Genomic DNA, 17,693 nt, shown 5'->3' with positions numbered 1-17,693 from the left:
GGCTACGGGGCAAGTCCGGAATCAACGGGCATCACGGGGAAACACTGACCCGGATGCCCGTTTCTTTTTCTATCTGACGCCCCAACGCCAGCAATTCCTCGGCAGGCAAGGCCTCCAGGCGTGGCGCGGCAGGCTGCATCGACGGCCTGGCCAGGCCGTAGAGGTGAACTCCCCGCAACTTTCCGGACACCTTGCGCAGCAAATCGCAATAGGCCAGCCGCGATTCGGCGGAGGGCGCGCAGCCGTCCAGAGCGAACCAACAGGTCTGCACCCAGGTCGGTGCCAAATCTGCGCAAAGCTGCAGATTTTTCAAAACCCGCTCCGCGCCGCCCGGTACTCCGTTGATTTCCTCCACCTCGGTCGCCAGGCCCCGGTCGACCTTGAACCAAACCTCGCCGCCATATTCGCCAAGCCGGCGAATTCCGGACTGGACAAGCGGGCGATGCAGCAGGCTGCCGTTGGTGATGAGACGAAGCGGCAAGCCGCCCTTCAACCCGAAACGCTCCAGAACACCCCCGACGCGGGCAATCGCATCGGCAAACTCGGCGGCGCTTGTCGGCTCCCCGTTGCCCGAGAAAGCCACATCCATCAGGCGCCTCGATTCCTGCGGTACGTTCCGGACCATGAAATCGCCGTGCAATACGTCGTCCAGAAGTGAAGCCAACTCCCGCTCCAGGCGATCCAGATCGATGGGCGGCGGCCCACCGCGTGTCAGGTTCTCGACCTGGCAATACAGGCAGGCCCAGTTGCAGGCATTGTTGGGATTGAGGTTGATGCCGATCGACACCCCGCCGGCGCGTCGCGACACGACCGGGTAGACGTAAAGCAGGCCGGCACTGTCGCGGCGGTGATCATCGGTAGTAAGCATGGCCCATTGTATAATCCGCGACCGTCTTGTCGAGCAATACACCATGTTGATTACCCGCCGTCTCGAATTCGATGCCGGGCACCGCATCCCCGATCACAAAAGCCAGTGCCGCCACCTGCACGGGCACCGCTACGTCATTGAAATCACGCTTTCCGGCGACATCATCAACAAGACGGGCGACGCCGCGAATGGAATGGTGATGGACTTTTCGCAGGTCAAGCACCTGGCCAAGCAATACCTGGTTGACGAATGGGATCACGCCTTCCTCGCCTTTGCCGGCGACAAGGCCATCGTCGACTTCCTGGCCACCCTGCCCGGCCACAAGACCGTCATCCTCGACCGCGTCCCGACCGCCGAGAATCTGGCCCGCCTGGCCTTCGACCGACTCGATACCGTCTATCGCGACACCTACGGCAACCACTTGCGCCTCGAGCAGGTCAGACTTTACGAAACCCCCAACTGCTGGGCCGACGCGCTTAGGCTTGAAGTTGCATAAGAGCGTGTTTTATCCGCATTACGGCGAAATCAGTAAAACAGGCTGATTTGTCCAAATCTGATTCCATGGATTGATATTCCCAAGATTGATAGGAATATCCAATCGACAACTCAAATCCAATAAAAAAATAATTTGAATGGTGAGGCGATGGAATACGCCTTTGAGCACCTTTTCTCGGAGTACCTGGACGCCGTTCGCGGCGACCTGAAAAGCATCAAGCGTATCGAATGTGCAGAGGTGGCTCTGCACCGACACTTCGCCGGCCGCGACATGACCACGCTTCGGCGACTGGATATCTCGAGCTACATCCAGTCGAGACGAAAGGTCGGCCGCGCCAACGGGACGATCAACCGAGAGATCGACATTCTGTCAGCGGCGATCAACTACGCTATAAAGCACTGGGAATGGCCTCTGCCCAACCCAACCAGGAACATGTCACTGAAGATGCCAGAGGGCCGTCTGCGCTGGCTGACGCGCGATGAGGCGCAGCGCCTGGTGATGTGTGCGGAGGCCGGCTTGAATCACTGCCTGGGGTCGTTCATCAACCTGGCGCTGAATACAGGCATGCGACTCAACGAGATGCTGGGCCTGGAGTGGCACCGCGTCGACATCGAGCAGCGTCGCATCCAGTTGGACGGCCAGCACACGAAGAGCGGCAAGCGCCGGTTCATTCCGCTGAATCGCCATGCGCAGGACGCCTTGCGAGAGCGGCAGGCTTTTCGCATGGAACACTGCCCACGCTCAAGGTGGGTCTTCGCGTGGCCGGACGGCCGGCGGGTTACTCGGCTGTATGAGCAATTCCAAACGGCGAAGAAACGGGCGGGGATTGATGATTTCCGGATTCACGACCTACGGCACACATTCGCCAGCTGGCTGGTGTCATCCGGTGTGCCGCTGACGGAGGTCCGCGATCTGCTCGGGCATGCCAGCGTCCGGGAAACGGAGCGGTACGCGCACCTGGCGCCGAATCGGCTACGCGAGGCGGTGGAGCAGCTGGAGCTCCCGCTGGCGGCGTAAAAAAGCCGGGTTTCCCCGGCTTCTCATTCACATGGCCATGAAGGTCACTGCAGCGGCTGCTGTTCCTGGACGGCCTGCTGCAGCTGCTGCACGGTTGCCAGCGCAGCGGCCAGCTGCTCCTGGATGGTCAGAGCCTGGCCCATCGTCGGTTCCGGTGCGGGCGGCGGGATCTCAGTGGGCTTGGTGAGCTCGTCGACGATGTCCTGGGCGTCCGGGTAGGTATCGCAGTAGGCGAGCCAGCCTTCGGGCGGCACGGTGGCGCGCAGCACGCCGTCGATGAGGTGGGCCATCTGCCCATCTTTGGTCACTTCGAAGGTGTGCCAGACGACGAGCGGCGGGCGGCCGGTGACTTTTTCGAAGCCGGGAACAGTCTTGGTTTTCATGGGTTCATTTCCTTTCCACAGTTGAAGCAAAAATTCACGGGTCGCTCAGGTGTTCCCGCCGTTTTCCGGTAGAAACACGGCACCGAGGCCAGCGCCGACGGTCCCCCAGGCTTGACCATCCGTTCCTTTGGAGGCGATCAAGCCCATGATGCCGTGCAGTAAAAGGCCGAGACCCGCGTAGGTGCTCGGCTCGGACATGCGGGCGATGATTGCCCGCGTCTTTTGGCCGTTTGCCATGTTCATGCTCCTTTGAGTTGAAAGTGCGGGCCATCCTTGAAGGTGGCCCAATCCCCGCCCCACTCCACCGGGACGTTGAGTTGCAGCGCCGCAGCCTTGACGGCCTGGGCGACGGTTCGGTAATTGGCAAAGGTCCAATCGGCTTTGCCATCGATCATGACGGCGATGTCGACCGCCCTGCCCTTGCAGTGCTGGGAGTTCATGGTCTGGCTCTTGCCGGCCTCGAAGAGCATCTTCTGCCGGTCCCAGCTGCGCACGCCTTCGGTGACGATGAACTGCAGCGGGCAGATGGCGGCGGCGGCACCGATGACGGCGACCAGGCGCGGATCGACGCCGGCCATGCGGTCCAGTGATTTTTGATTGAGCATCACAGGAAGCGCCACAGAACGGAGCGGTTGGCGGTGCTTTCAGCCACGGCATTAATGTGATAGAGGCCGACTCCGGGCGGCACATAGAGCGGTTGCTCAATCTTCATCGGATTGGTCGAGGCGGCGAATCCGGTGCACAGAACCGTGCCGTCATTGAGCCCGGCCGGAGCACCGTTCTTGGCGATGAGCTGCATAGCCCCGCCGCCGGTAATGCAAAAGATGTCGGCACGCACGATTTCCGCGCCGTTGACGTTGGCAGCGGCCAGAAAGATCGGATCGGCGGCGTTCGCGCCCATGGCCGTGGTCGACTTATAAGACTGCGTCCAAATTTTAGAATCCTGGGCGACGGTCTTAGCGACAGTGGTGACAGCGACAGTCCCCGAGATGGCGATGCTGGCATTAATGCCGGCCTGAAAGTCGATGTCGACACCGTAGAAGATGCGCAGGCGTTTGCCCGCCTGGGCCGCGTTCTCGATCAGCAGCTGGGTGAATGGCACGTTGGCGATAAAGCCAGCGGAGACAAACAGCGGGGCGGACGATGCGCCCAGGTTGGTGTCCTGGAAATGCACGGTCGCACTGCCGACGTTCGCGGTGTCCTGGTCGATGTAGAAAGAGTTGCCGGCGATGTTGACGGACAGCGCGGATCCAGCGGCAATGCTACGGGCGGCGGTCAGGTCGACATCGAGCCACAGCGGCATGGATCGCCGGCCGTCGCGGACGGCGCCGAAGTTGATCGAAGGCTTGTCGAGGAATTGCTGCATGGTCACTCCTGGGCGGTTTGCCACTGGTAACGGGTTTGATCGAAGGTCAGCCCGGAGAAGTTGTCCGGGATCTCTGAGAATGCGAAATTGGCCTGGGTGGCGCTGACGTCGCCGGCGGCGATCAGGTCGCGCAGGTAGTAGCCATCGGGCGAGATGATGGTTCCGTCGCTATAGACCTTCCAGCCGGCGAAGTCGCCTTCGAACTTCCAGGTGCGCTTGATGCCGCGCAGGCGGTTGGCGGCGTTGATGCCGTCGATGGCCGATTGAGGCCATCGCTTGAAGGGCAGCAGCGTGGCGCCGTAGCCGGCCGGCATCTGGTATCCGTTGTCGGTCGAGTTGGTCAGCCCCAGGGCGTCGGTGGTCGAGTTGATTCCGGCCTTGACCTGGTCAGCCATGGCGCCGACGGTGTTGCCCATGCTGGTGATGCCCTGTACCAGGTCTTTCTCGATCTGGCCGGCGGCGGTGACCAGGTCGGTGCCCATCTGGCCGGCCTTGTGATAGAGCTTCCAGACGGTGGCGACGACGGCGATGCCGAAGCCGGCAAGGAGGATGGCTTTGACGTTGTCGGAGGTCATATCAGCGCCCCGACTGCATGACCTGGACGAAGGCCAGCGCGACGCCGGCAATGGTCAGCCACAGCATGATGGAGTTATTCCCCGCGGCGCGGCCGAGGTCGGCAGCGACGGCCCCAGTGTTGGCAGCATTAGCGCGCAACGTCGCGACCTTCTCAGCGGTCGTTGCGTTGAGCTTGGCGACGTCCATCGCCGCTCCGGCTTGCACGCGGGCGATATCGACCTGGGCGGTCTTCAGGTAGGCGTTCAGCGACTGGTCCTGGTACTGGCTCTTGGCATTGAGGCCGGTCTGCATGACCTTGAGGCCGTAATCGATACCGGCCGTCGCGGTCTTCAGCCAGTCGGCATTGGTGCTCGGGCTGTTGCTGGTGAAGACCGGCGGCGTGCTGGTGGTCACGGCCGGCAGGACGTCCATGCCAATGGCCGGCTGGCTGTAGTCGGTGGAGTAGTTGGTGTTCTGCAGGACCGGCGAGTCGAACAGGTTGCCCGGCGTCGAGAATGACCACGGGTCGCTGTAGAAGCCGGACATATCAACGGTGTCGTCCATTTAAATCTTCCCGAAAGTGAGTGCGAGGGCACCGGCGATCAGCGCGAGCAAGGCGATGTTCTTGTCGCGGGCGGTGGTCAGTGCCTTCTGGCGGTTGGCCGCGACGGCGGCGGCGTTGTCAGCGGGGTCGACGGCATTGGTGAATTTGCCGTAGGCGGTACCGGCGCCGGTGCTGGCGTAGGCGGGCGCGGCTTGCTGGGTGGTACTGACCAGGTTGGGCGGCGGCGCACCGTAATAGCCCTTCAGATTGTCGGCCCGGTCATAGACGGCATAGGCCGTGGCACCGATCTTGACGGCTGATCCAGCCGCGCCGATCCAGCTGCCGCCCTGCCCTATCGCCGAGTACGCGCTGCCGACCTGGGAGATGTAGCCCCCGGCGAACTGCGTGACGCCCTTGGCGGTGTTGCCGTCGGAAATGTTGGAGATACCCGCAGCCATGCTGCCGGCGCCGGGAAAGAAGACGTCGACGATGATCGGGGCGATGGTCTGGAAATACGGGCTTTGACCTTCGGTGGTGCTGCTGCCGGTAGTGCGTTCCTGGACGATGTTATGCATCGGGTCCAGGGTGTCGAGCACGGGGTCGACACGCTTGAAGAAGTCATCCAGGGTGAGCGATCCGCCCGGCCTGAGAACGTCCTCTCGCATCGAGAGCATCTTCGATGGGTTGGAGATCGTCTTGACCGAGTTGGTGACCGCCTGGACGACGCTCTTGAAGAAACCCATGGTGTTCTCTCAGGAACCCGCCCCAGCTTGTGACCGGGGCGGGTGTTTCACATCGGCCGTCAGGCCATGATGTATTCGGTGATAACCGCTTGAACCTTGTTGTTCGCAGCGCCGGTCACATCCATGAGGAGCTTCGGTTCGGCGACGCCGGTCACATCCCACAGGTCGGTCAGGTTGATACCCGCCCAGCCCTTGCTGGTGACGTCGGCCACGTAGTAGCCGGCCTGCAGCTGGCCGTAGTCCGCGTTGTTCTTGGCGCGGAGGTTGGCCCCGGACAAGTTCATGCGGACATCGACGCCGGCCTGCAGCGTCAGGTTGTTCAGGATGGCCGTGCTCGGCTCGTCAGCGGTGACGCTGCCGGCCGTACGTACCAGGACGGACTTGATCCGGTTTCCGGCGGGCAGGCGCAGTTCCTGGTTGGCGTTCGAGGCGACGACGGCGAGTTCCTGGTAGGAGACCTTCTTCAGGGCGACCGGGCCAGAGAGAGCACCCGAGGCATCCGGCAGTTCAACCAGCTTCTGCGCGAAGATTTCCACGAACATGTTGTTGAACACGACGGTGCCGCCGACGAAGGCATCGCCCGGCTGGCCGAAGGTCAGGCGCAGCTGGAACAGGCTGAGGCCGGACGAGCGGAAGTTCGAATCCTTCGGCCGCACGGAATCCGGCGACATCAGGTCGATGGTGCCGATGGCTTCGACCTGGTACGTCGCGACAGCGACGCCAGACGGCGGCGTGGTGGCGCGGGCGTTGTATTCGATCAGCTTTCGGTCATAGCTGCCGAGCACGGCAAACCAGCCGGGCGCGCTGAAGATGTTGTTCTTGCCGTCGGCGATCAGTTCAGCGCGCTGGATGACCTGGCACGGGGCTTCGGCACGGACCGAGGTGGCGACGCCGGTGACCTGCAGGCCGCCGGTGACGCGCATGAAGATGGTCTCGTAGTCGTAATCCCTGGGGATGTCGACCGTGGCGAAACCGCCGGCCGTGACCGGGACGGACGCGATTTTATGCGCAATGCGGTATTGGCTACCCATGGGAATTCTCCGTTCAGGTAGCGATTACAGGTAGTCGCGCAGGACCGGCACGCGCTTGGCAATGACGATGGCCACGTAGGCGATGGCGGCGACTTTCAGGGCTTGATGCATGGTATGGGCTCCAAGAATGGTTGGTTGACTTGGTGCCCTACTCACCGCGCACGGCAGAATTTAGGCAAAAAAATACCCCCTTGGAAGGGGGTGTTACGTATACGTTATACCTGTTTGATGGTCCGGGGCGTTCGAGTCCAGAGAATTGCCTGGTAGCCCTCAAGTTTCTCGATGTCGGCCGGGTCTATGCCCATCACGGCGGCGACGGCTTTTCTGTCCTCGGGGTAATTCAGCGCGCCACAGCGGATCAGCGTGGCGCTGCCCAGGAAATCCTTGTCGATGCTGGCCGGCCGCTGGCTGGTACCGATGACCTTGACGCCGCGTTTCCGGCCGCGCAGCGTGATCGCGGCCCAGCCGGCCGGGGCCTTGCTCGGCTGGGTGACGAAGCGGAGCTCCTCGGCGACGAAGGTGATTTTGCCGATGGCCATGATGGTGCGGCAGACCAGGTCGAATTCCACCTGGCGCTTGTCGGCGTCGGTCGATGGGATGACGCGGACCTTGAAGCCCCCTGCCCCGGCCTGGTGAAGTCGGTGCGGCAGCTGCTGGACGCTCACCGCATCGATGTGCTCGTACTCGTCCTCGAGGTCCCAGACCAGCAGGCGCTTGGCCTTCGCCATTTCGGCTTTGGTGTAGTGGCTTTTTCCGGTACCAGGAGCACCCAGCACACAGCGGATATCGGCCTTCTGGGTAACGTCGACCTTGGTCATTTCGCGGCCGGGTCCGGGAAGGCGGCGTTGTACGGGTCATTGGCCGCACGCGGCGGCTGGGGGTCGGCCGGCTTCTGCGCCAGTTCGGCCCGGGCTTCTGCAGCCTGGGCGGCGGCGCGGTCGGCCTGGATGGCTTTCATCAGCGGGATGGCCATCGTCGCACCGACGAAACCGAGTTCGATTTCCGCACCCCAGCGGCCGAGGATAGCGGCCAGCGACCAGCCGCGTTTCTCCATGACCTTGCCCAGGGCGGCAGAAAAGCGCGTTTGCTTCGGCTGCAGGATGACGCCAGTCGACGGATAGACCTCGGCGCAGCCTTCGAAAATCATGCCGACGAGCAGGGCGGCATCTTCCTGGTAGTCGACGGGGGCTTCCGGAGCCGGCGCGCCGGGTGCGGCCGGGTCGGCGACCGGCGGCGGGGCAATGGCTTCGGCCTCCGCGGCGATCTGCGCCAGTTCGGGCGGGAGGGCGACGGGGGCCGGTGTCTGCTCAGAGGATGCCATCGAAAAATCCTTTCTTCGGGTTGTCGGCCGGCTTCGTCTCCGGGGCAGAGCCAGTGCCCTGCCCCGGCGCTGCTGCCGGCGGGGTGATATTGAGTTTCGGCTTCATGCGGCCGCGCAGGGACTGGTCTGCACCGTCGGAACGAGTGAAGCCCTGGAAGCCACAGAGCGGGGAGGTGCAGAGTACGTAGGCGCGGCCGTTCTTCTGTTCGCGGACTTCGGCATCCTCGGCGCAGCAGGGGCAGGATACGTGCCCGACGTGATCCTTAGCCACGGTCGAACTCCTCTTCGAACTCATCCAGGCGGACCAGGATTCGTTCGCACAGTTCGATTAGCGGGTCCATCACTTCGGACACCTTGTCGCGGTAGAGGCCAGGCAGCTGGTCGAGCTTCGACTTCACCTCATCGAGTAGGTCTTTTTCGGTTTGCATCACTGCACCATGTAGCGACCGGAGAAAGTGCCCTTGATGACGACGGCTCCGGAATGCGTCGCAGGCGTGGTCTTGATGGCTTCGATGTACTCGTCGAGGTCGGCCTGGGTGACGGCTGACTGAGCGACGTAGCGCACGAAGTCGGGCAAGCGGTTGTGACGGAACAGGGTCTGGTACTGCTCCTGGTCGATGTCGCCGACGTGAATCTGTTCGGGCATCGGGTTGTCGTCGGCGGCGATTTCTTCATCGGTCTGGTCGGAATGCACGCCGAGGGACTTCTTCAGGCCGGGCGACCAGGTGACGGCGCGCTTGCCTTCGATGGCGTCGCTGTACTCGATGAACTTGCGGGTCGCCCACTCGTCGCCGTTGCCTGCCCAGGTGAGCAGCTGGAACGGGGTGAAATGCAACAGACCGTCGCGCTCCCCTGCACTGCCTTGCTTCGTGTAATGCCGGGTCATTTCGGACGACTGGCCCCAGCGTTCGTCGCGGCCGTACTTGGCGATGTACTCGGCGGCTTGATTGCCGCCCCTGACGTTCAGGGCGTGATCGAGCATGTGATGCAGCTTCTTGAGGTCGCCCAGGCCGGTCTTCAGCAGGATGTTCACCCAGGCGTGTTTGAGTTCGATGATGGCCGGCGACAGCAGGTCGCCCTGGTCGTTGATCGGGTCGCCTTCGTGAAAGCCGTTGGTCTGGGCGAAGATCAGCACGTGGAGGTGCGGGTGCCAGCCGTTCTCCTGGCTGATGGTGACCTCGAGCGAGGCGACACTGCCCAGGCGGCCGGCTTCTTCCATGACCCGTTTCCAGGTGCGCGAATTCTGGAGGCGCTGGCGGGCGTTGGTGAAACGCTCCAGGAGTTCGGCGATGGGGTGGTCGGCCTCGTGCGGAAAGGTCAGCGTCAGCAGATACGCGCCGCCGCCGGCCTTCAGGTGGCTGACCAGACCGGCATTCAGTTCGGCGCGGCGGGCTTCGGCGACCTTGGCCGCACATACCGGGCACGTCCAGATGTTGCCGCAGCGGTTCAGGCCGGTGAGGCTGGAACCGCTGCCGTCCTCGTTGCGGTACACGGAAACGGTGCCGGCCTCGCGCTTCATCGACCGGCAGCACCAACAGGTGCGCGCCTGGTCGCGCCACTCATCGCCCTTCTTCCAGAGCAGGCCCTGGGCGGTGCGCATCAGCGCGTAACGGCCAGCCTGTTGCTTGCTGCGACGATCAGCCCATTCCGGATCGTTGCGCGGCGTGGCTTTCCGGCCCGCGTGTATCGATTTCGTGTAAGTACCGAGAGAAGTATGTGGCGCGGCAGTCATGGGCGCTTTCGATTCACCTGCGCCATGATTTGACGGGCTTGAGCGAGGATGTAGGAACCGCCAGCAACGGCCCCAAAGGCGAAACCGCACACGAAGCCGATGGCCAGTGCACGGATGAATTCGGAGTCACAGGCGAGGGTCACGGCAGCACCTTGTTGAGCAGGTCGCGGAACAGGTACACGCGGTGCACCAGTTCGAGGCGGAAGGTGGCCGGGATGTCTGCCCAGGGGAGCGAGGGGCCAATGACGCCCAGCTGGCCGCCGAGGGTCAGCAGGATGTAACGGGCCTCTTTGGTGGCCTTGTCCCAGGCATCGCCAGCGGCGAGCACCTGGGCGGGCGTGGGGAGGAAGTCGGCTATGGGTTTCATGCCAGATAGCCGGTCAAGTCGTTACGTATACGTTGGCGGGTGCGGCGCTTTTCCTCGTTACGGTCGGCGCTCATACTTCACCGTCCGTCGCGTAATTGATGATTGCCGTGAGCATCTTTTCTTGCTCTTCGATCAGGTCGAATAAAGCATCCCTGGCGTTCACTCGATCATCCAGGCTCGGCAGATCATCCACAGCATTCAGTTGTTCCCGCAACGCAGTGATCTTTCGATAGATGGCCGATTGCAGGCCGCAAAGTGTTAGGTCCATGGTTTCCTACCTCTAGGGGCGTCCTACCTCGGTCAACGGGGATGCCAGCCGGGGCGTTTGAGGGGGAGGTAGGGACCGCTCGGGGCCGGTTTCCGGCTGGCGAGCGGGAGAATAGTCTAGCGCCGCAGGACGTGTCTAGCGGTGCGTGACTCTTGAACGTCAAGCAATACGCACCTAAACTCGGCTCGTAACTTTCCTAGAGGTAGGAATCCATGACTACAACAATTGATTTTCTCGACGCCGTAAAAGCCCGTGCACACGTGGCTTCTGACTATGCGCTTGCGCCGATTTTGGGCGTAACGCGCCAGCAAGTAAGCAGGTTCAGAAACAAAGTCGATTACTTAGGCGACTCGACGGCTATTCAGGTCGCGAAACTGTTGGAAATCGAACCTGGCTACGTCATGGCTTCGTGCCATGCAGAGCGGGCCAAGACTGACGACGAAAAAGCCGCATGGGTGGCCGTCCTGCAACGTTTTGCAGAGAACGACGACCTGTTTCATAGACCCAACTGCGGGGCCGACGCGCTGCGCACAGCAGCCGATTGAGTCAACGCCGCACCCCCTCTATACTGCCTGAAAGCAGCATCTGCCCGACAGATGCCACCGGAGGGGACATGCGGCAAAAGATCGGCAACAACCGCAGGATGACGGACGCCCGGCTCCAGGCTGGAGTAGCGGCATGACCGCGCAGCCCAAAACGACAAGCGGCAAAACCGCCCTCGTCCTGACCGGAGGTGGAGCCCGTGCGGCCTATCAGGTCGGCGTCCTGCTCGCCATCGCCAAATTGTCGAGCAATCGGCGCCACAACCCCTTTCCCATACTTTGCGGCACATCGGCGGGCGCCATCAACGTCGTCAGCATCGCCTGCCTGGCCGACAACTTCAGCAAGGCCGTGTCGGTTCTCGCCACCTTCTGGCGGAGTATGCATGCCGACCACATCTACCGCGCCGACCCGATCGGCATCGGGCGTTCCGCGGCGCACTGGCTCTCCGCGCTGACCATGGGCTGGCTGTTCCACAACCCGCCGCGCTCGCTGCTCGACAACGCCCCGCTGCGCCGACTGCTGAGCCAGCATCTCGACTTCCGCGGCATCGAACACGCCATCGCCAAAGGCGCCCTGCACGCCGTCAGCGTCTCAGCCTCCGGCTACGAATCGGGCGACAACATCAATTTCTTCCAGGGCCATCCGAGCGCCGAACCGTGGCGCCGGGTACAGCGCATCGGGATTCGATCGCAAATCACGGTGGATCACCTGCTGGCATCCAGCGCCATCCCCTTCATTTTTCCGGCGACCAAGATACATCGCGAATATTTTGGCGACGGATCGATGCGCCAGCTGGCCCCGATCTCTCCCGCCATCCACCTCGGCGCCGAGCGCATCCTGATCGTCGGCGCCGGGCGCAAGAACGAACACCAGGACAGACGACGCGTCGACGGCCACCCCTCGCTGGCGCAAATAGCCGGCCACGCCCTGTCCACGATCTTCCTCGACAGCCTGGCGGTGGACATCGAGCGCATGCAGCGCATCAACCGGACCCTGAACGCGATCCCCGTCGAGATCAGGTCGGAAAGCGACATTCCGCTCCGCCCCATCCATTCGCTGATCATTTCGCCATCCGAACGCCTGGAACGCTTTGCATCGGAGCACGCTAAGGCCCTGCCTTGGGCCATGAAGATGATGCTGGGCGGAATCGGTGGAATGAGCCGGCGCAACGGAACGCTCACCAGCTACCTGCTGTTCGAGAAACCTTACACCCAGGCGCTGATCGACCTGGGTTACGCCGACACCATGGCGCGCTCGACCGAAGTCGGAGATTTTCTGAAGCTCTGAGAAGGCGCCTGGCGGGTCCGGTGAGATTCGAACTCACGATGGATTTCTCCACGCCGGTTTTCAAGACCGGTGCATTCAACCGCTCTGCCACAGACCCTGGCGGCGCGCATCATAGCACAGTCGCGACGGGGCGCATTTCCGGCCGCCACGCGGCGTTGAAACTTATCCCGCAGTCCGTTAGTCTTAGCCTTTGACGAAAACATATCAAGGAGATGTCCTGCATGAACACCAATTTCGATATTGCCCGCCAGAGTTCGCCCGAAATTGCGCTCGGACAGAATCGCGTCCTGCGCAACACCTACATGCTGCTCGGGCTTTCGATGATCCCGACTGTCCTCGGCGCGATGGCTGGCATCCAGATGGGGTTCAGCTTCTTTGCCGGCAGCCCGATGATTTCCTTCCTGCTTTTCCTCGGCATCGCCTTCGGCTTCATGTGGGGAATCGAGCGCAACAAGAACAGCGGCCTCGGCGTCGCCCTGCTGCTTGGCTTCACCTTCTTCATGGGACTGATGCTGTCGCGCATCCTGCAGTTCGCGCTGGGCTTCTCCAATGGCGCCTCGATGATTGCGCTGGCCGCGGGCGGCACGGGCGCGATCTTCTTCACGCTTTCCTCGATCGCCGCCGTCAGCAAGCGCGACTTCACGGGCATGGGCAAATTCCTGTTTGCCGGCATGATCCTGATCCTGCTGGCAGCGGTCGCCAACATCTTCTTCCAGATTCCGGCGCTGTCGCTGACCATCGCCGTGGCGGCCGTGGGCATCTTCTCGGCCTACATCCTCTACGACATCAGCCGCATCGTCCAAGGCGGCGAAACCAACTACGTTAGCGCGACGCTGGCGGTCTACCTGGACATTTACAACGTTTTCGTCAGCCTGCTGCAGTTGATCATGGCCTTCACCGGCGAACGCGACTGAGCGAGTCCCATCGGAAACGACAAGGGCGGCCCTGGCCGCCCTTTTTTCATGCCCTAAAGCCCTACTCAGTCCCGCTCAAAAACCGCGATCGACTCGACGTGAGCGGTATGCGGGAACATATTGACGACACCGGCCGCCGCAAAACGATAGCCCTTGAGCGTCACCAGGATCGCCGCATCGCGCGCCAGGGTCGAGGGATTGCAGGAGACATAGACGATGCGCCCCGGGGCATCCGCGCCCAGCGCCTTGACCAGCTCGAGCGCCCCCTCTCGCGGCGGATCGATCAGCATCTTGTCGAAACGTCCCAGCTTTGCCAACGATGCCTCGCTAGCCTCGAACAGGTTCGCAACGCCGAACTCGACCCGCTCGCCAAGCCCGTTGGCGACGGCGCTCTCCCGCCCCCGCTTGACCAGCGCCGGGCTGCCTTCGATCCCCACCACACTCGCGCCCGAGCGGGCTATCGGCAGCGTGAAGTTGCCCAGCCCGCAGAACATGTCGGCGATCCGCTCGCCGGGTTGCGGATCGAGCAAGCCCAGCGCCCGACGAACCAGGATGCGATTCACGGCGTGATTCACCTGGGTAAAGTCCGTCGGCTTGAAATCCAGCTCAAGCCCGAACTCCGGCAAGGCATAGGAAAGACGGGGGGCGTCCTCGGGATAGAAGCGATAGGCCGTATCCGGCCCCTTGGGCTGCAAGTAGAAAACTACCCGGTGACGATCGGCAAACGCACGCAACATCTTTTCGTCGGCACCGGTCAGCGGCTGCAGAATGCGCAAGACCAGCGCCGTGCAGTGCTCGCCGACCGCCAACTCCAGTTGCGGCATGCGTTCAACGATCGACAATGCGCCGATCAGTTCCCGCAGCGGCATGAGCATGGCGGACACATGCGGCGGCAGGACCGCGCAGGTTTGCATGTCCGCGATATAGCTGCTGCGCTTTTCATGGAAGCCAATCAGCACCCCGCCCTTGCGCTCGACCTTGCGCACGGCCAGCCGCGCGCGATGGCGATAACCCCAGGGCTCGCCGAAGATCGGCGGCAAGATGCGTTCCGGACGAACCCGGCCGATATGCCACAACCCATCCTCAAGGACGCGCTGCTTGGCGGCGACCTGGGCCGAGGGTTCCATGTGCTGCATGGCACAGCCGCCGCAGATGCCGAAATGCGGGCAACGCGGCTCGACCCGCGCATTTGACGGCTTCAGCACGCCAACCAGATGCGCCAGCTCATAATTTGGCTTGCGACGAAAACTGGCATACTCGACCGTCTCGCCGGGCAAGGCGCCATCGACGAAGATCGTCTTGCCCTCCTGGCGCGTGATCCCTCTCGCCTCGTGATCCAGCGACTCTATCATCCCGATCGGCACGGTCGACTCCAAAAAGCGCGAATTCTATCAATCGGTTACACTAAGCGCCATGGCTCGCGAACTGATCACATCCTGGGCAGACTACCAAACGGCAATCGACCGTTTGCTGGCCATTGCCACAAAACAGATTCGCATTTACGACGAAGACCTGACGACGCTGAAACTTGACTCGGCGCCCCGTCTGGCCCATGTCAAGCGCCTCGTCTCCGGCGCTCGCTCCAACGCGCTGTCCATCGCGGTGCGCAACGGTTCCCCGCTCCGCAACCAGCACCCCTTGCTGCAAAGCCTGCTGACCACTTACGGGCATGTCGCCGCCGCGCAGGAAACCCCGGCGCAGCTCGCCCACCTGCGCGACAGCATGATCATCGTCGACGACAAGTACGGACTGATACGCTTCGAGCGCGACATGCCGCGCAGCAAGCTCCTGATCGACGAAAGCGACGAATTGCGCCCCTATCTGGCGAAATTCAACGAAATATGGGCGGAAGGCGGCGAGCGGATAAGCAACTCGACAGTTGGCCTCTAGTACCCGGATGCCATTCCGCAATGCAACAAACAAAGCCCTCTGCAAATAAATTATTGTTATAATCGTGTGCTGATCAGGTAGCTCCTGATCTCCGATAAATTAAGATTTTGTTGGTTCTTGTCGATAAGGAAATCCCATGAATAAGTCTATTCTCGTTGCTGCCCTGCTGGCTGTTGCCCTGACCGCTTGCGGTAAGAAGGAAGAAGCCGCTCCGGCCGCCGCTCCGGCTCCGGCTGCTGCCCCGGCCCCGGCTGCTGCCGCTCCGGCCGCCGCCCCGGCTGAAGCTGCCAAGCCGGCTGAAGCCGCTGCTCCGGCTGCTGCCCCGGCCGCTCCGGCTGAAGCCGCCAAGCCGGCTGAAGCTGCCGCTCCGGCCGCTGCTGACAAGAAGTAATTCTTCCAGCACAGCAACAAAAAACGGGGCCTCGGCCCCGTTTTTTGTTGCCTGAAGCTTTATCGAGCTAGGTCAGGCAACACCAATCGAAGCCCTGCTCCTGCGAAGCCACCGAAATTTTTCCCAAGGTACCGCCGGACAGCGCGGCGAGAATACCCCGCACCAACTCCGGCTGATTGTTCCGCTCGCTCAGGTGGGCCGCCACCAGGTGCTGCAGCCGTGAACAATCGATCCGGCCGAGCAGGGCTGCGGCAGCCCCGTTTTCCAGATGCCCCAGGCGACCGGCAATGCGGCGCTTCAGCGAAAGCGGATAGGCCGAACGGGCCAGCTGTTCGGCATCGTGGTTGAACTCAAGGACCAGCCCGTCGCAGCCGGATAGCATCGCGCAAACATGCGCCGTCGGCTCGCCGATGTCGGTCAGCACACCCAGGCGCCGTTCGCCGACAGAAAACACATACTGGACCGGTTCGCGCGCATCATGCGGAACCGGGAAGGGCAGAACATCGAAAGCGCCGACCGTAAAGGCTTGATGGCTGTCGATGATGCGCAGGTCCAGGCCGGCCGAATCCTGTCGACATCCCACCCAGGTGCCGTGCGTCATCCAGATGGGCAGAGCGTACTTGCGGGCCAGGCGGAAGACGCCGCCCACATGATCGCCATGCTCATGGGTGACCACGATACCGGCCAGATCGGAGGGATGCTTGCCGAGACGCAGCATGCGGGCGGCGGTTTCCCGCAGCCCGAAGCCGCAGTCGAGCATCAGACAGGTTTCCCCCGACTCGACAAGCAGCGCGTTACCGGCGCTGCCGCTGCCGAGCGAGGCGAAACGGATCACTGCAACTGCTGGAGGAGCAGGCCGAGAATCTTCTTGGCGGTTTCCGACTTGTCCGTGCCGCCTTCGGCGGACAGCACCTTGACGACGCTCTGCTGCCCCTCTTCACTGACATAAATGCGGTACTGCGCATTCGTGTTAACGGGCGGAGTGCTCTTCCAGAAAGCCAGCTTGGACAACAGGCCAGTGTCCTTCTTGCTGCGATTGTCGGCATCCGGATCGACGTAGCGGACAAAATACAGGCCACGAGAACGGTCGCGATCCTCGACGGTAAAGCCGACACGATCCAGTGCCAGACCGACACGGCGCCAGGCGCGGTCGAACCGCTCGAGCACCTCCAGCGTGCCGGCGCCATCGTCCGACTTGGCCAGCTTGGCGCGCGGTTCGGCCTTGACCGAGGCCAGCGACGCTTCGGCGCGCTTCTCTTCCGAACCGAGACGAACCATCAGGCGACGCAGCATTTCGGCTTCGAGCTCGGGATCAGCCGCCCGCGGCTGCCAGCGCGTCTCATCCTTGGCCGACGAGGTATAAACCTCTTCCATGCCGCGGTGGCTCACGAAGATATCGGTGGTACCCGGCGTGGCGCCCGGTTCGAAGCGGGTGCGGAACTTGTCGCGCTCGCCCGTCGAGTACAGCGAATCGAGCAGGCGGCCCAGCGTATTGCGAATGAAATCCTGGCCGATCTTCGCACGATTTTCCGCCCAGTCGGTTTCCATCACGCCCGCCTCGGGACGCTCCACGTTGATGATGAAGCCGGTTTCCTGCCAGAAATCCTTGACGGTATCCCACAGCTTGTCGGCCGGCGCCGTCACGACCAGCCAGCGCTGGTTGCCGGAGCGCTCGACACGCACCTTGTCGACCTGCGGCAGGACAGTCGAGTTCTGCGCCTGCGCCTGCGGCGTGCGATCCGCACTGTAAGCCGAGAAAGTGGCGCTGCCCTTGCCGGCGGCATCGGGCACCAGGTACTTGTCGTCGCGGGTGACCTGCGTCAGATCGGGCGGCACTTCGAGCGTCGGCGCCTTGCCGGCGGACTTGTATTCGATCTTGCGGGAGTCGGGAAGAATGCTGCACCCGGCCAGCGCAACGGCAAGCAGGGAAAGAGCGAGGCCGGAAAGCCGACGATTCATGTTTCTTGTACTCCGGGG

At 62.5% G+C, this 17,693-nt stretch carries 27 protein-coding genes and 1 tRNA gene; 7 read left to right on the top strand and 21 right to left on the bottom strand.

The window, feature by feature from the left end; genetic code table 11:
• Window positions 1–31: 31 nt before the first annotated feature.
• Entirely contained in the window at window positions 32–868 is an 837-nt protein-coding gene (locus Q0P59_RS02030) for a radical SAM protein (RefSeq protein ID WP_295002967.1), read from the bottom strand.
• 43 nt (window positions 869–911) lie between these two features.
• On the opposite strand from Q0P59_RS02030, the gene queD reads away from it, so the two are divergent.
• Together queD and Q0P59_RS02020 are read left to right on the top strand one after the other, a co-directional pair.
• Window positions 912–1,364 (top strand): 6-carboxytetrahydropterin synthase QueD, encoded by a 453-nt coding sequence (queD, locus tag Q0P59_RS02025; protein WP_295003197.1) that lies wholly within the window; start codon window positions 912–914, stop codon window positions 1,362–1,364.
• A 147-nt stretch (window positions 1,365–1,511) separates the two neighbouring features.
• The gene (locus tag Q0P59_RS02020; protein ID WP_295002965.1) at window positions 1,512–2,381 is read left to right on the top strand and encodes a site-specific integrase; all 870 of its coding nucleotides are present in this window, start codon (window positions 1,512–1,514) and stop codon (window positions 2,379–2,381) included.
• 44 nt (window positions 2,382–2,425) lie between these two features.
• On the opposite strand, the gene Q0P59_RS02015 is transcribed toward Q0P59_RS02020, so the two are convergent.
• From Q0P59_RS02015 to Q0P59_RS01940, 16 genes are all read right to left on the bottom strand, one after another.
• The gene (locus Q0P59_RS02015) at window positions 2,426–2,764 is read right to left on the bottom strand and encodes a hypothetical protein (protein WP_295002963.1); all 339 of its coding nucleotides are present in this window, start codon (window positions 2,762–2,764) and stop codon (window positions 2,426–2,428) included.
• Window positions 2,765–2,809: 45 nt separating this feature from the next.
• Window positions 2,810–3,001: a hypothetical protein gene (locus Q0P59_RS02010; RefSeq protein WP_295002961.1), complete on the bottom strand. Its 192-nt coding sequence runs from the start codon at window positions 2,999–3,001 to the stop codon at window positions 2,810–2,812.
• Window positions 3,002–3,003: 2 nt separating this feature from the next.
• A complete protein-coding gene (locus tag Q0P59_RS02005; protein ID WP_295002959.1) occupies window positions 3,004–3,369 on the bottom strand; it encodes a M15 family metallopeptidase in 366 nt (121 codons plus the stop codon).
• The gene (locus Q0P59_RS02000) at window positions 3,369–4,130 is read right to left on the bottom strand and encodes a hypothetical protein (RefSeq protein WP_295002957.1); all 762 of its coding nucleotides are present in this window, start codon (window positions 4,128–4,130) and stop codon (window positions 3,369–3,371) included. The genes Q0P59_RS02005 and Q0P59_RS02000 overlap by 1 nt, the downstream gene beginning before the upstream one ends.
• A gap of 2 nt (window positions 4,131–4,132) precedes the next feature.
• Complete coding sequence (locus Q0P59_RS01995; RefSeq protein ID WP_295002955.1) at window positions 4,133–4,705, bottom strand: hypothetical protein; 573 nt, start codon at window positions 4,703–4,705, stop codon at window positions 4,133–4,135.
• A gap of 1 nt (window position 4,706) precedes the next feature.
• The gene (locus Q0P59_RS01990) at window positions 4,707–5,249 is read right to left on the bottom strand and encodes a hypothetical protein (RefSeq protein WP_295002953.1); all 543 of its coding nucleotides are present in this window, start codon (window positions 5,247–5,249) and stop codon (window positions 4,707–4,709) included.
• A complete protein-coding gene (locus tag Q0P59_RS01985) occupies window positions 5,250–5,972 on the bottom strand; it encodes a hypothetical protein (protein ID WP_295002951.1) in 723 nt (240 codons plus the stop codon).
• A gap of 59 nt (window positions 5,973–6,031) precedes the next feature.
• On the bottom strand, window positions 6,032–7,003 hold the full coding sequence (locus Q0P59_RS01980) for a hypothetical protein (protein WP_295002949.1): 972 nt from the start codon (window positions 7,001–7,003) through the stop codon (window positions 6,032–6,034).
• A 24-nt stretch (window positions 7,004–7,027) separates the two neighbouring features.
• Window positions 7,028–7,159, bottom strand: coding sequence for a hypothetical protein (locus Q0P59_RS01975; protein ID WP_295002946.1), 132 nt, complete (start codon window positions 7,157–7,159; stop codon window positions 7,028–7,030).
• A 59-nt stretch (window positions 7,160–7,218) separates the two neighbouring features.
• Complete coding sequence (locus Q0P59_RS01970) at window positions 7,219–7,821, bottom strand: hypothetical protein (RefSeq protein ID WP_295002944.1); 603 nt, start codon at window positions 7,819–7,821, stop codon at window positions 7,219–7,221.
• Window positions 7,818–8,324 (bottom strand): hypothetical protein, encoded by a 507-nt coding sequence (locus Q0P59_RS01965; protein WP_295002942.1) that lies wholly within the window; start codon window positions 8,322–8,324, stop codon window positions 7,818–7,820. Before Q0P59_RS01965 ends, Q0P59_RS01970 begins: the two co-directional genes overlap by 4 nt.
• A complete protein-coding gene (locus Q0P59_RS01960) occupies window positions 8,311–8,595 on the bottom strand; it encodes a hypothetical protein (RefSeq protein ID WP_295002941.1) in 285 nt (94 codons plus the stop codon). Before Q0P59_RS01960 ends, Q0P59_RS01965 begins: the two co-directional genes overlap by 14 nt.
• Complete coding sequence (locus Q0P59_RS01955) at window positions 8,588–8,752, bottom strand: hypothetical protein (RefSeq protein ID WP_295002939.1); 165 nt, start codon at window positions 8,750–8,752, stop codon at window positions 8,588–8,590. Before Q0P59_RS01955 ends, Q0P59_RS01960 begins: the two co-directional genes overlap by 8 nt.
• On the bottom strand, window positions 8,752–10,056 hold the full coding sequence (locus Q0P59_RS01950; RefSeq protein ID WP_295002937.1) for a protein rep: 1,305 nt from the start codon (window positions 10,054–10,056) through the stop codon (window positions 8,752–8,754). Before Q0P59_RS01950 ends, Q0P59_RS01955 begins: the two co-directional genes overlap by 1 nt.
• Window positions 10,057–10,195: 139 nt before the next feature.
• Window positions 10,196–10,423, bottom strand: coding sequence for a hypothetical protein (locus tag Q0P59_RS01945; protein WP_295002935.1), 228 nt, complete (start codon window positions 10,421–10,423; stop codon window positions 10,196–10,198).
• A gap of 70 nt (window positions 10,424–10,493) precedes the next feature.
• A complete protein-coding gene (locus Q0P59_RS01940; protein ID WP_295002933.1) occupies window positions 10,494–10,691 on the bottom strand; it encodes a hypothetical protein in 198 nt (65 codons plus the stop codon).
• 212 nt (window positions 10,692–10,903) lie between these two features.
• Here Q0P59_RS01940 and Q0P59_RS01935 point away from each other — a divergent pair, with 212 nt between their 5' ends.
• Both Q0P59_RS01935 and Q0P59_RS01930 read left to right on the top strand, forming a co-directional pair.
• Window positions 10,904–11,236 carry a DUF3693 domain-containing protein gene (locus tag Q0P59_RS01935; RefSeq protein ID WP_295002931.1) on the top strand — a complete coding sequence of 111 codons (333 nt, stop codon included), beginning with the start codon at window positions 10,904–10,906 and terminating at the stop codon, window positions 11,234–11,236.
• A 133-nt stretch (window positions 11,237–11,369) separates the two neighbouring features.
• Window positions 11,370–12,521, top strand: a complete 1,152-nt coding sequence (locus Q0P59_RS01930) for a patatin-like phospholipase family protein (protein WP_295002929.1) — start codon at window positions 11,370–11,372, stop codon at window positions 12,519–12,521.
• A 9-nt stretch (window positions 12,522–12,530) separates the two neighbouring features.
• Here the strand turns inward: Q0P59_RS01930 and Q0P59_RS01925 are convergent.
• Window positions 12,531–12,618: transfer RNA gene (locus Q0P59_RS01925), tRNA-Ser, on the bottom strand.
• Window positions 12,619–12,742: 124 nt separating this feature from the next.
• Between Q0P59_RS01925 and Q0P59_RS01920 the strand changes: the two genes are divergently transcribed.
• On the top strand, window positions 12,743–13,435 hold the full coding sequence (locus Q0P59_RS01920) for a Bax inhibitor-1/YccA family protein (protein ID WP_295002927.1): 693 nt from the start codon (window positions 12,743–12,745) through the stop codon (window positions 13,433–13,435).
• A 65-nt stretch (window positions 13,436–13,500) separates the two neighbouring features.
• Here Q0P59_RS01920 and rlmD read toward each other — a convergent pair whose 3' ends face one another.
• Complete coding sequence (rlmD, locus tag Q0P59_RS01915) at window positions 13,501–14,799, bottom strand: 23S rRNA (uracil(1939)-C(5))-methyltransferase RlmD (protein WP_295002925.1); 1,299 nt, start codon at window positions 14,797–14,799, stop codon at window positions 13,501–13,503.
• A gap of 49 nt (window positions 14,800–14,848) precedes the next feature.
• On the opposite strand from rlmD, the gene Q0P59_RS01910 reads away from it, so the two are divergent.
• Complete coding sequence (locus Q0P59_RS01910; protein WP_295002923.1) at window positions 14,849–15,325, top strand: hypothetical protein; 477 nt, start codon at window positions 14,849–14,851, stop codon at window positions 15,323–15,325.
• A gap of 136 nt (window positions 15,326–15,461) precedes the next feature.
• Window positions 15,462–15,716, top strand: a complete 255-nt coding sequence (locus Q0P59_RS01905) for a hypothetical protein (RefSeq protein WP_295002921.1) — start codon at window positions 15,462–15,464, stop codon at window positions 15,714–15,716.
• A 67-nt stretch (window positions 15,717–15,783) separates the two neighbouring features.
• Here the strand turns inward: Q0P59_RS01905 and Q0P59_RS01900 are convergent, their stop codons facing one another.
• Window positions 15,784–16,551, bottom strand: coding sequence for an MBL fold metallo-hydrolase (locus tag Q0P59_RS01900; RefSeq protein WP_295002919.1), 768 nt, complete (start codon window positions 16,549–16,551; stop codon window positions 15,784–15,786).
• Window positions 16,548–17,675, bottom strand: coding sequence for an outer membrane protein assembly factor BamC (bamC, locus tag Q0P59_RS01895; protein WP_295002917.1), 1,128 nt, complete (start codon window positions 17,673–17,675; stop codon window positions 16,548–16,550). Before bamC ends, Q0P59_RS01900 begins: the two co-directional genes overlap by 4 nt.
• Window positions 17,676–17,693: the final 18 nt, after the last annotated feature.

This window comes from uncultured Dechloromonas sp. (assembly GCF_945957265.1).
Lineage (GTDB): Bacteria > Pseudomonadota > Gammaproteobacteria > Burkholderiales > Rhodocyclaceae > Azonexus.
This window is presented reverse-complemented; position numbering and strand designations above follow the sequence as displayed.